This is a genomic window from Saccharopolyspora halophila (assembly GCF_039531955.1).
GTDB lineage: Bacteria > Actinomycetota > Actinomycetes > Mycobacteriales > Pseudonocardiaceae > Saccharopolyspora > Saccharopolyspora halophila.
In genome coordinates this window covers 207,212-218,967 of record NZ_BAAARA010000007.1, presented here as the reverse complement: position 1 = coordinate 218,967, position 11,756 = coordinate 207,212, and the positions used below count along the sequence as shown (strand labels likewise).

Here is an 11,756-nt window from a genome sequence, read left to right as displayed (position 1 = left end):
TATGGGGACCGGGGGGAGCAGGAAGGGGAGGACAATGCGTAACGATCACGTGACACTCCGTTCGACGGCTGTGTTCGATCTGTTGGCTCCGCAGGCGCCCGCTGTGCCGGTCCAGGTCGAGCTCCGCTACGACACGCGCGACCCGTACGCGGTGGTGGCCGCGTTCCGCACCGGCCGTGCCGGTTGGGTCGAGTGGGTCTTCGCGCGCGATCTGCTGGCAGATGGCCTGATCGCGCACGCCGGTGAAGGCGACGTGGCCATCCGTCCGGCCGTGGACGACCCGGAGGTCGTCGCGATCGAGCTGAGCTCGCCGTCGGGTCACGCCGTGTTCGAAGCCTCGGCGCAGGAGCTCGCGGATTTCCTGGATCGCACCTACGACGTGGTGGTGCCGGGGAACGAGAACCTCTGGGTCGACGTCGACGACGCGCTGACCCGGCTGCTGCCTTTCGACATGGGGTGAACTGGGTGAATCCGGCTCGGCGCGACCCCGCGCCGAGCGGGATGGGACCCCCCTTTGATCGCGATCGAAGGCGTGGTCTAAAGTTCTCTATGCAAGCGGCAGGGGCGCACGGGAAACCGGGCGGTGAAGCCGCAGCAGGCGGATGTAGCGCAGCGGTAGCGCATCACCTTGCCAAGGTGAGGGTCGCGGGTTCGAATCCCGTCATCCGCTCTGGATCCTCTGGTGTTCCGTGTGGACGCGGAGTCCGGCGGAGTGGCCGAGTGGCTTAGGCAAGGGCCTGCAAAGCCCTGTACGCGGGTTCGATTCCCGCCTCCGCCTCGCGCGATTAGCTCAGTGGGAGAGCGCTACCTTGACACGGTAGAGGTCGCTGGTTCAATCCCAGCATCGCGCACCATTTCGAAGAGCATTTTCAGAACCCCGTTGACCTTTGGGCCGGCGGGGTTTTTGCGTGTTCGACCCGCCATTGCCCGTGGCCGCAGGGCTCCGCCGGACGCCGGGACGATCCGGCCTCGGCCGCACTCGGCTGTCCTCGGCGACGCGCCTCGATCAGGTTTGCCGAGCCGCTGCGGCGGGAAGGCAACGGTCATCGGCTCTGTCCGACCGGATCGGCCGTCCACGGAGGTGAGCATGACCCGCGGTAGTGACAAGCACGGCCCGATGCAGGACGACGCGTTGGAGAAGGAGCAGGAAGGGCGCCTTCGGGGCAATCACCCCACTCGCGCGGACGAATCCCTCGACGCCGAGCCGCCCGCCGATGACACGCCGGAGGTGGAGAACCGGCCGCTGCCTCCGGACGGCGGCGAAGAGGTCGAGTGACCCCGGGCTCCACGAGGGACGGCTCCGGCACGTCGTGCGGGAGACGTCGACGAGCGCTTCTACGGGGCTCCTGGCCGATGCGAACCCGTCCGACGCGCGGTGCCGGGGGTGACCTCGGATGAGTTCCGAAGACCTGCGAGCGGGAAGCAGGACGGTGCGGGTTTCGCGCGCCGACAAGCTCTTCTTCCCCGACGACGGGATCACCAAGGGGCAGCTCGCCGAGTACTACCGACAGGTCGGCAAGACCGTCGTGGGACACGTGCGCGGGCGGCCGCTGGCGCTGGAGCGCTATCCGGACGGGATCGAGGGCCAACGGATCTTCCAGAAGAACGTGCCCGCGCACTACCCGGATTGGATCCGGTCCGTCGAGGTACCCAAGAAGGAGGGCGGCGAGACCGTTCACGCGGTCGGCCAGGACGTGGCCACCTTGGTGTACTTGGTGGATCAGGGCTGCGTCACACCGCACGTCTGGCTGTCGCGGGTCGACGCCCTGGACCGGCCGGACCGGCTGATCCTCGACCTGGATCCGGCCGATGACGATCTGGAGCGGCTCCGCGCGGCGTCCCGCGGCGCGCGGGACGCGCTCGGCGAACTCGGCCTGAGCGCGTGGTTGATGGCGACCGGATCGCGCGGGTTCCACGTGGTTTCGCCGCTGCGCCGGGAGGAGGACTTCGACGGCGTGCGGGACTTCGCGCGGCAGGTGGCCACAGCTCTGGTCGAGCGCGACCCGGCCAACCTGACCGTGGAGCAGCGCAAGGACCAGCGCGGTTCCCGCATCTTCGTGGACTACCTGCGCAACGGGTACGCCCAGACGTCGGTGGCGCCGTACGCGGTGCGCGCCCGCCCGGGGGCGCCGGTGGCGACGCCGCTGTCCTGGGACGAGCTAGACAGCGCGCGGCCCGACCGGTTCGACGTCCGCAGCGTTCCCGAGCGGCTTCGCGACCTGGGCGATCCGTGGTCGGGCTTCCTGCGGCGGGGGCGTTCGCTCACCAATGCCCGGAAGCGCCTCGAGGAACTGCGCGCAACCGCCGCAGGCCGGGAGTGAACCCGCCGGACTCGACTCGTCGCGGGAAGGCTCACCAAGGGGGATGCGAGATTCGCGGCGTTCCGGGTCCTTTCGGGTAGCGCGCTCGAATACCTCTGATTTCGCGGTAATTTCAAGAGGGTCCGTTCGAGCCTCAGCGGCCGACCAGCGCTCGATGGCATTCGATGGCCATCTGCAGCTCCTCCCGCGGCTCGATGACGATCACCGGTGGTCTGCCGTCGACACGTCCCACGAAGCCGTCGTCATCGCGGTTGCCCGACAACCGCGACGGAATGCCGAGCAGGCCCAGGCGCTCGCAGATGCCGCTGCGGACCTCCGGCTGGTTCCAGCCGATGTCCCCGGTGAGCACGAGCGCGTCCAGGGTTTGCAGGTTGGTGGCCATCGACGCGATGCCCGAGGCCGTTCGTCTGCAGAACACGTCGATCGCGTAGCCGGCCGCCGCGTCGCCCCGCTCGGCTGCGGCGACGAGATCCCGGGTGTCGTTGGAGAGACCGTCGGAGAGTCCGAGCAGCCCCGATTCGCGTCCCAGGGCCTGCTCCACCTCGTCGAGGCTCTCACCGGAGTTGCGCAGCAACCAGAACAGCGTCCCGGGGTCGAGGTCGCCGCTGCGGCGGCTCATGGTGATGCCGCCGTGCGGGGTGAAGCCCATCGTGGTGTCGACGCTGCGCCCGTCGCGGACCGCGCACACCGAGCAGCCTCCGCTGAGGTGGGCGATGACGGTGTTGAGCCGCTCGGCGGGTCGGTCGAGGAGCTTCGCGGCCCGTTGCAGCGCCCAGGCGTAGGACAGGCCGTGGAAGCCGAAGCGGCGGACCTGCGAGCGCCAGCGGCGCGGAAGCGGCTCCGCGCGCGCCTGTTCGGGCATCGTGGTGTGAAAGGCGGTGTCCGGGCATACGATCTGCCGCAGCGCCGGGTACGCGTCCCGGGCGCGCTCGACGAGCTGTCGCGCTGCCGGGACGTGTTGCGGGGCCAGAGGTTCCGCGGCGCGCAGCTGTGCGGGCACGTTCTCGTCGACCTCGCGCGGCCGCTGGATGAGCTCGCCGCCGTGCACCAGCCGATGCCCGAGGCAGGCCGCGTCCGCCCCGTGCCGGTCGATGAAGGAGTCGAACGCTCCCAGGCTCTCCTCGCCGGTGGGCGAGGAGCCGGTGTGGTGCGAGTCGTGCACCTGCGGTTCCCGTCCGTCGGTGACTTCGACGAGGTCGAGGCGCAGGCTGTTGGAGCCCGCGTTGACGGTGATGACCGCTGTGCTCACGTCCACCTCCACTCGCGGATCGCGGGGGCATCGGTACCGTTTCGGTGCGCGTGCTCGACGAGCTCGTCGCGTTCCCGCAGCAGTTCCCGGGCGACTTCCTCGCGGTGCGGCAGGCGCGAGCGCCTCGCCGCGTCGGCGGCCAGGTCGTGCCGGGTCATCGTGTTGCTCGCGAGCAGGCAGTACGGGGTGGTCGTCGTTCCCTCCTCCCGGTAGCCGTGCAGGTGGAACCGGTTGGGTTCCGGCCTGCCGTGCAGCAGCTCGTGCACGGCGGAGGGATATCCGTGGAAGGCGAAGACCACGGGCGTGCCGGCGCCGCCGAAGCACTCGGCGAAGACCTCGTCGCCCGCGCCGTTCGGGTGCGCTTGCGGCGTGGCCAGCGCCAGGAGATCAACGATGTTGACGACCCGCACCCGCAGCTCCGGCAGCGCGCGGCGCAGCAGCTGCACGGCGGCGAGGGTCTCGATGGTGGGGATGTTGCCCGCGCAGGCGAGCACGACGTCCGGTTCCCCGCCGCCATCGGAGGACGCCCAGGGCCAGGTGCCCAAGCCGTTGCGGCAGTGCTCCTCGGCGGCGGGCAGGTCGAGCCATTGCGGAGCGTCGTGCTTGCCCGCGACCACCAGATTGATCCGATCGACCGAGGACAGGCACTCGCGCATGGTGACCAGCAGCGTGTTGGCGTCCGGTGGGAGCAGCACGCGGCCTCCGGAGGTCTTCTTGGTGAGGACGTTGTTGATGAAACCGGGGCCTTGGTGCGAGTACCCGTTGTGCTCCTGGCGCCAGCCCTCGGAGGTCAGCAGGTAGTTGAGGCTCGAGACCGGTTCGCGCCACGGGACCTCGCCGGACATCTTGAGGAACTTGGCGTACTGGTTGAGCATGCTGTCGATGATCGAGGCGAACGCCTCGTAGCACGGGAAGAGACCGTGGCCGCCGGTGAGCAGGTAGCCCTCGATCCAGCCCTGGCAGAGGTGTTCGGAAAGGACCTCCATCACGCGGCCGTCGGGCGACAGCGGGCGGTCGTAACCGGCCACCTCGCGGGTGAAGCACCGGTCGGTCGCCTCCAGCGCGGCGTCCAGCTTGTTCGACTCGAGCTCGTCGGGGCAGAAGATGCGGAAGTCCCGGCGATCGGCGGTGTCCCGCAGGATCCGGGTCAGCCACGGACCGAGCGTCGGGGTCGCTCCGGCCTGCGCGCCGCCCGGAGCGGGCACGTCCACGGCGAAGCGGCCGACATCGGGAAGTGGCAGCTCGGTGCGCAGCCTGCCGCCATTGGACTCGGCGGTCATGCCGATCCGCAGCGAGTTCGACGGCGGCACGCTCAGGAGGTCGTCGTTCGGCGTGCCGTGGGCGTCGAACAGCTCGCGCGGCCGGTAGGAGGACAGCCACGACTCCAGCAGCCGCAGGGCCTCGGGATCGTCGTGCACGTCGTCGATCGGGACCTGGTGCGCGTGGAAGCTGCCTTCCAGGGGCGCGCCGTCGAGGTCGGTCTCCGGCAGCCCGAGGCCTTTCGGGCTGCGCAGCACGATCATCGGCCAGGCCGCGTCGCGGGAGCGGTCCGCCTCGCGCTGGATTTCGGCGATGTCGGAGTGCGCGCGATCCAGCGCTTCGGCCAGGACCGCGTCGGCTTCGACCTGTCTGCCCGTGACGTCGACGATGCGCGGGGACCAGCCGCAGCCGCCGAAGTACTCGACCAGTTCCCGATCGCTCATCGAGGCGAAGACCGTGGGCGAGGAGATCTTGTACCGGTTGAGGTGCAGGATCGGCAGCACGGCTCCGCTGGTCTTCGGGTCCAGGAACTTCGCGCTCTGCCACGAGCCTGCCGTCGGTCCCGTTTCGGCTTCGCCGTCGCCGACGATGCACGCGACCAGCAGGTCGGGCTTGTCGAGGGCCGCGCCGACGGCGGTGGCCAGCGCGTAGCCGAGCTCACCGCCCTCGTGCACCACCCCGGGAACCTCCGGGGAGAGGTGGCTGGGAAAGCCGCCGGGCCAGGAGAAGCGCTGGATCAGCTCGCGAAGCCCGTGGCCGTCGACGCTGAGCTCGGGGTCGTGCTCGGCGTGCGTGCCCTCCAGCCAGAGGTTCGCGTGCACCGCGGGCGCGCCGTGCCCGGGGCCGGTGACCAGCAGGGTTCGCCTGCCGGTGTCGCGGACGAGGCGGTTCAAGCCGCTGTAGACCAAGGTGATGCCGGGGCAGGTCCCCCAGTGCCCGAGCACCCGGGGCTTGACGTCTTCGGACCGCAGCGGTCGATCGAGCAGGACGTTGCTCCGCAGGTAGATCATCGCGGCCGCGATGTAGTCGCACGCTCGGCGGTAGCGGGCGAGCTCTTCCGCTCGTTGTGCCCCGAGGGCGGTCACGGACGTCACCTCCCGTTGTTGATCGAGCTGCCCAGAGGTTGTTCCGCTGGAGCGGTTCCTAAACGGCGTCGTGGTGGTCCGGGCGCGGTGCTTCGGTGGTCACGCCGGGATCGCAGAGGTGTTCGTGTTCAGCGGCCCGGACATCCGGGTAGCCACGAGGCCGCGCCGGTCGGCGCGCGGCTCGAGCCGAATCGACCGAGCTTTCGCGAGGAGGGATCGCCCGTGAACGAGCAGCCTCGGAGCGCCCCTGCCCAGCAGCAGGAGCCGCCGGGAACGACGGAGGAGATGGAGCCGCGTCCCAGGGACGAGATGCGCGAGTACACCGGCGCCGGGCACCTCGATGGCAAGCGGGCGCTGGTCGTGGGAGGCGACTCGGGAATCGGTCGCGCGGTCGCGATCGCCTTCGCCAAGGAGGGGGCCGACGTCGCCGTCGCCTACTTGGACGAGATGGAGGACGGCGAGGCCGAGCACACCGGCGCGCTGGTGCGTCAGCAGGGGCGTTCGTGCCACCTTTTCCGCGGTGACGTGGCCGACGAGGCGTTCTGCTCGCGCCTGGTCGACGAGGCGGCCGATCGGTTGGGCGGACTGGACGTGCTGGTCAACCACGCGGGTACGCAAACACCGCAGGACGACCTGAAGTCGATCACGACCGAGCAGTTCACCCGCACCTTCGAGGTCAACGTCTACGCCGTCTTCTGGCTGTGCAAGGCCGCGTTGCGGCACCTGCCCGAAGGCGGCGCCATCATCAACACCGGTTCGGTGAACGGCCTTCGGGGCAACAAGGAGCTGATGGACTACTCGGCCAGCAAGGGAGCGGTGCACGTGCTCACGCAATCGCTCTCGCAGTCCTTGGCCACCAGCGGGATTCGGGTGAACTGCGTGGCCCCGGGTCCGGTGTGGACACCACTGATCCCGTCCACGTTGCACGAGGAGAAGGTCGACGGTTTCGGCGAGCAGACCCCGATGCAGCGGATGGCCCATCCGGACGAGATCGCGCCGTCCTACGTGTTCTTCGCGTCCGATCGGTTGTCCAGCTACTACACCGGTGAGGTGCTCGCCCCGGTCGGTGGGGAGACCCACCCGGGTTGACGCGGGCCCGCGGTTACGCCGTGACAGCCGTCTCCGCCGCGGGCAGCAGCGACTCGGAGAGCTGCCGCAGGGCTTCCGGCCGCACCCGGTAGTAGATCCAGGTGCCGCGCCGGTCGCCCGTGATGAGGCCTGCCTCGCGCAGCACCTTGAGGTGGTGCGAGATGGTCGGCCCGGAGAGGTCGAAGGCCTCGGTCACGTCGCATACGCAGGCCTCGCCGCCAGCGTGCGAGGCGATCAGGGACAGCAGCCGCAGCCGAACCGGATCGCCGATCGCCTTGAACGTCCGGGCGAGCTCGGTGGCCTGCTCGGCGCTCAGCGGCTCGCGCGTCACCCGCGTCGCGCAGTCCTCGTCCGCCTCGCCGATCGGCAACTCGTGATTCGGCATCTCCCGGTTCTAGCAGGTGCGGGCGGGTCGGTGCGCTCTGCAGGCGGCCGATGTCTCGAGGGTGGTCTTCAGCGGAGCGCAGCGCCGCATCCAGTCACCTCGACGCGGCAGGCGGGAGCCCGTCAGGGCTTGCGGGCGAGTGCTGCGTAGATGAGGTTGGGGATCTCGGACTTCTCCTGGAGGAACGGGCCTTCCGGCCACCAGTCGACGGTGCGGACCAGGCCGGGCGGGAGGAGCTCCAGGCCGTCGAGGAAGCTCTCGACCACGTCGTTGCTGCGCCACCAGCAGGAGGCGACCAGGTCGTGCAGCAAGTTCTCGATCTTGGTGGCCATCTCCCGGTAGTGCTCGGAGTCCGGCGGCCAGCTGAAGTGCGACATCGCCACGTACGAGCCGGAGGGCAGCGCTTCGATGTAGCGCTGCATGATCTCGCGGGGCCGGTACTCGTCGGCGGTGTGGTGCATCGTGCCCGAGTGGATGAGCGCGATCGGGCGGTCGAAGTCCAGGTTCGCGGTGACGAGCGGGTCGTTGAGGATCCCGTCCGGGTAGCGGAGGTCGTTGATGGAGAAGTGGGTGTGATCGTTCTCCACCAGCATCGCCCGGCCGTAGGCGGCGACCGTCGGATCGTTGTCGACGTAGACGACCACGGACTCCGGGTTGTTGTGCTGGGCGACCTGGTGCACGTTCTGCATGGTCGGCAGCCCGCAGCCCAGGTCGAGGAACTGGTCGATGCCCGCGTGCAGCGGCGAGCTCAGGAACCGGACGGCTCGGACCAGCCAGTTGCGGTTCTCCTGCGCGAGCGGGCGGGCCTCCGGCACGACCTCCTCGATGGCCTGCAGGATGGTCCTGTCGACCTCGAAGTTGTCCTTGCCGCCCAGCCAGTGGTCGTAGCCACGGGCAACGCTGGGCGAATCGGTGTCGATCTCGGCGGCCAGGCGCTCATCGTGCGTGGCGTTCATGATCGCCTGTCGTCATCTCGATGTCGATGCTGCGAGGTCTCACTTTCGGAAACGCCCGGGCACGCTTCGCCTCCGCGTCGGCGGGATGGCCGACCGGTCGTGCCGGGCGCGATGACCGGGGCGGGAGCGCTTCGGGCGGGAAAGCAGGTCGCGTTCCCGGCGGCGGGCGACGAACATCGTGAACAATCTCGCGTGAAAGCACGGGTTTTCGGATCGCCGGGCGCGCCGTTGAGCGCGTCGTCCAGTGTCGGTGCGATCTCGGAACGCGGACTGCTCGCTCGGTGATCTCCGCTCGGTGGCGACCCCGGATCCCGTCTAGGGCAGCAACGTCGTCGCGGTGCGGTTGATCTGGTCCAGCGCCGTTGCGGTGACGGGGTGCTCCTCGGCGCCCCGGCGGGTCGCGGCCAGCACGCGCCGGGCCGGGGCGGGTTCGCCGTGCAGCGGGATGCGGACGACCGGCCAGTCCATGTGCAGCCGGGCCAGCCGCGGCACCAGGATGATGCCGAAACCGTGTGCCACCAGCGCGGTTCCGGTGTCCCACTCGTCGGCGTAGTGCGCGATGCTAGGAGTGAACCCGGCGGTCAGGCACGCGGTGCGCACCAGGTGGTGGTAGGTGCTGCCGGGGCGTCCGAGGATCCACGGTTCGCCGGCGGCGTCGGCCAGGGTCACCCGGCGCTGGGCGGTCAGCCGGTGGTCGCTGGGCACGACCAGGTCCAGCGGATCGTCGAGCAGGGGCAGTTGCACGAATCGCTCGTCCGCGGCGGGCGGCGTGTCGGCGGTGTTGATCACCAGCGCGAGGTCGGCGTCACCGGACAGCAGCAGGTCGAAGCACCGCGATGGCTCTGCCTCGATCATCCGCACCCGCACGTGCGGGTACCGCTCCCGAAGCGCCGCGGCGGTGGGCGGCAGCAGCCGGGTCGCGGCGGTGGAGAACCCGCAGAGCGTGCACGAACCGCTCGGCTCGTCGCCGGTGGCGGCGAGCTCGGCGTAAGCGCGCTCGGCCTGCGCCTGCAGCGTCTCGGCGTGCCGCAGCACCGTGCGGGCCGCGGCGGTCAGCTGCACGCCCCTGCCGGACTGCGCCAGCAACTCCACGCCGAGCTCCTCTGACAGCTGCCTGAGCTGGTACGACACCGTTGACGGCGTGTAGTGCGAAGCCGCCGCCGCGGCGGTGACCGTGCCGTGGTGGGCGACCAGCTGCAGCACCTTGAGCTTCGGATCGAGCATGCGAACATTTTGCACGATCGCGTTGAGAAACGTCTGATTCTGTTGAGCGGTCGATGGCCGGAGACTGGCCACGTGATTCCTTCGGCCCGTTCCTTCCCCCGCACGCTGCCCGATGCCGCTGATCGTCCCCGGGAGCTGCGCGCCGGTGCGTACGTGCTGGTCGTGCTCACCGCCGGTGCCTACCTGCCGAGCCCGCTGTATCCCGAGTACCAGCGCGTCTTCGAGTTCAGCGACCTGACCATGACGTTGATCTACGCGACGTTCGCGCTGGTCAGCGCTCCCGCGCTGGTACTGTTCGGCCAGGCCTCGGACGCGCTGGGGCCCCGCGCGGTGCTGCGCTGGAGCACGTTGGCAGCGGCGGCGGGCTCGCTGTGCTTCGCGCTGGCCGTTGGACCCGGCTGGCTGCTGGCCGGGCGGGCGCTGCAGGGGATCGCGCTCGGCGCGGCGACTGGAGCGGCCGGGGCGCTGATCGCGCGCGGCTCGCCCGGGCGCGGGGCGCTGCTCGCCAGCACCGCGTTCCTGGCAGGTACCGCCGCGGGGCCGATCGCCGGGGGAGTGCTCGGCCGGGTCGACGCAGGGTTGCTGCCGTACCTGGTGCACCTCGTGCTGCTCTGGGGCGCGTGGCGGCTGGTGTCGGCCCTGGAGTCCGCTCCCGGGGCCGGGCGGTGGCACCTCGCCCTGCCGGCGATCCCCGGTGGGATGCGCGTGCTGTTCGCGGCTTCGGCCGTGAACGGGTTCCTGGCCTGGACGGTGGTGGGGCTGTTCCTATCCCTGATCCCGAGCCTGCTCCGGGCGGATCCGGCGGTCACCGGCCTGGTGGTCGGCAGCGTGCTGATCTGCTCGGTGCTGGTGCAGCCGCTGGTGCGATCCCTGGGACCGCGGCGGGCGCAGCTCCGCGGGCTGGGGGCGCTGCTGGTCAGCCTGGTGCTGCTGGCCGCGACCGCGGGCACGTCGGTGTGGGTGACGTGCGCGATGGCGGTGGCGGCCGGGGTCGGGCACGGGCTGGTCTACGGTGGCGCGTCGGCGGCGGTCGCCGAGCGCACGCCCGAGGAGCGGCGCGGGGGCATCACCGGTGCGCTCTACCTGGCCTTCTACCTGGGATCGGGGTGCCCCGCGGTGATCGTGGGCTTGCTGACCTCGACGTGGCCGCTGACGACCGCGGTGACCTGGATGGCGGTGGCCACGATCCTGCTGGTGCCGGTGGCCGCCTGCTCGTTGTTCCTCGCCGCCGGTTCGGTCCGGATGAAAGTGCCTGAATCCCAGGGATTCCCCAGCGCGTGGTGATTCTCGTCAGCTTTGCTACTGCTGAGTAGGTATCCGGGTATGCTGGTCTCGCCCCGTCCGGTTCGGGCGGGGCGAGAGCTCAGTGGGGATGCGCATGATCGAGGAATCGGGCCCGCAGCGGTATTGGGGAAGGACCGCGAACGCGGTGCGGCGGGCCAATCAGAGCCCCGGGGTCGTCGGGGTGGCTCGCGGGTTGCGCCGAATGCTGCCCGGCGCGGTCGATCCGGCGTTTCCGGCCAAGGGGTCCGACCGGGTGGCGCGCTTGATCCTGCAGGCCTCCGGGGACGCGCCCAGCGCGGCGCAGGAATTCGGGCTGGCCGCCGTGCAGGCGTGGCAGGCCATGACCCGCTCGGCCGATCACCCCGTGACGATCATGTTCACCGACCTCGTCGGGTTCTCCACCTGGGCGCTGCACGCGGGTGACGACCAGGTGCTGCGCCTGCTGCGCGAGGTCTTCGACGTGACCGACGACGTGGTCAGCGCCTACGGCGGCAAGGTCGTCAAGTCGCTCGGCGACGGCGTGATGGTCTCCTTCACCGACGCGGACAAGGCGATCCAGGCGGCCTCGGCGGTGGGCGCGGCCGTCAACGTCGTCAACGTCGACGGGTATCGCCCGCAGCTCCGCGTCGGCCTGCACCGCGGCCGGCCCCGGCGAGTCGGTCGCGACTACCTGGGTGTCGACGTCAACATCGCCTCCCGCATCGCCGATGCCGCCGGAGGCGGGGAGGTCCTGGCCTCCGAGCAGGTGCTGGCCGCCGCCCGGCGCGACCGCTACGTCGCGCGCCCCCGCCGATTCCGGGCCAAGGGCGCCCCGAACGACCTGTCCGTCTTCGCGGTCATCCCGCGCCACGACACCTGAATCGCGCGAACTGCCGGATTCGCCGGAGAATCAATCCGGAACGA

At 70.3% G+C, this 11,756-nt stretch carries 11 protein-coding genes and 3 tRNA genes; 9 read left to right on the top strand and 5 right to left on the bottom strand.

The window, feature by feature from the left end; all coding sequences use genetic code 11:
- Positions 1–34: 34 nt before the first annotated feature.
- The 6 genes from ABD289_RS12110 to ligD all read left to right on the top strand — a co-directional run bounded on the left by ABD289_RS12110 (position 35) and on the right by ligD (position 2,321).
- Entirely contained in the window at positions 35–460 is a 426-nt protein-coding gene (locus ABD289_RS12110; RefSeq protein ID WP_344130325.1) for an SsgA family sporulation/cell division regulator, read from the top strand.
- Positions 461–598: 138 nt separating this feature from the next.
- Positions 599–670 (top strand) — tRNA-Gly (locus ABD289_RS12105).
- Between the two features lie 36 nt (positions 671–706).
- Positions 707–778: transfer RNA gene (locus ABD289_RS12100), tRNA-Cys, on the top strand.
- A 1-nt stretch (position 779) separates the two neighbouring features.
- A tRNA-Val gene (locus ABD289_RS12095) sits at positions 780–854 on the top strand.
- 233 nt (positions 855–1,087) lie between these two features.
- Complete coding sequence (locus tag ABD289_RS12090; RefSeq protein WP_344130321.1) at positions 1,088–1,276, top strand: hypothetical protein; 189 nt, start codon at positions 1,088–1,090, stop codon at positions 1,274–1,276.
- A gap of 118 nt (positions 1,277–1,394) precedes the next feature.
- On the top strand, positions 1,395–2,321 hold the full coding sequence (ligD, locus tag ABD289_RS12085; protein WP_344130319.1) for a non-homologous end-joining DNA ligase: 927 nt from the start codon (positions 1,395–1,397) through the stop codon (positions 2,319–2,321).
- Positions 2,322–2,454: 133 nt separating this feature from the next.
- Here ligD and ABD289_RS12080 read toward each other — a convergent pair whose 3' ends face one another.
- On the bottom strand, positions 2,455–3,570 hold the full coding sequence (locus tag ABD289_RS12080) for an acetate/propionate family kinase (RefSeq protein ID WP_344130316.1): 1,116 nt from the start codon (positions 3,568–3,570) through the stop codon (positions 2,455–2,457).
- On the bottom strand, positions 3,567–5,915 hold the full coding sequence (locus ABD289_RS12075) for a phosphoketolase family protein (RefSeq protein ID WP_344130311.1): 2,349 nt from the start codon (positions 5,913–5,915) through the stop codon (positions 3,567–3,569). Before ABD289_RS12075 ends, ABD289_RS12080 begins: the two co-directional genes overlap by 4 nt.
- 285 nt (positions 5,916–6,200) lie before the next feature.
- Between ABD289_RS12075 and ABD289_RS12070 the strand changes: the two genes are divergently transcribed.
- Complete coding sequence (locus tag ABD289_RS12070) at positions 6,201–7,004, top strand: SDR family oxidoreductase (RefSeq protein WP_344130586.1); 804 nt, start codon at positions 6,201–6,203, stop codon at positions 7,002–7,004.
- 13 nt (positions 7,005–7,017) lie between these two features.
- Here ABD289_RS12070 and ABD289_RS12065 read toward each other — a convergent pair whose 3' ends face one another.
- From ABD289_RS12065 to ABD289_RS12055, 3 genes are all read right to left on the bottom strand, one after another.
- Positions 7,018–7,389 (bottom strand): ArsR/SmtB family transcription factor, encoded by a 372-nt coding sequence (locus ABD289_RS12065; RefSeq protein ID WP_344130308.1) that lies wholly within the window; start codon positions 7,387–7,389, stop codon positions 7,018–7,020.
- 122 nt (positions 7,390–7,511) lie between these two features.
- Entirely contained in the window at positions 7,512–8,345 is an 834-nt protein-coding gene (locus tag ABD289_RS12060; protein WP_344130305.1) for an SAM-dependent methyltransferase, read from the bottom strand.
- A gap of 315 nt (positions 8,346–8,660) precedes the next feature.
- Complete coding sequence (locus ABD289_RS12055) at positions 8,661–9,569, bottom strand: LysR substrate-binding domain-containing protein (protein ID WP_344130300.1); 909 nt, start codon at positions 9,567–9,569, stop codon at positions 8,661–8,663.
- 72 nt (positions 9,570–9,641) lie between these two features.
- Between ABD289_RS12055 and ABD289_RS12050 the strand changes: the two genes are divergently transcribed.
- Positions 9,642–10,853, top strand: a complete 1,212-nt coding sequence (locus ABD289_RS12050; protein ID WP_344130297.1) for an MFS transporter — start codon at positions 9,642–9,644, stop codon at positions 10,851–10,853.
- 94 nt (positions 10,854–10,947) lie between these two features.
- Entirely contained in the window at positions 10,948–11,712 is a 765-nt protein-coding gene (locus tag ABD289_RS12045) for an adenylate/guanylate cyclase domain-containing protein (RefSeq protein WP_344130292.1), read from the top strand.
- Positions 11,713–11,756: the final 44 nt, after the last annotated feature.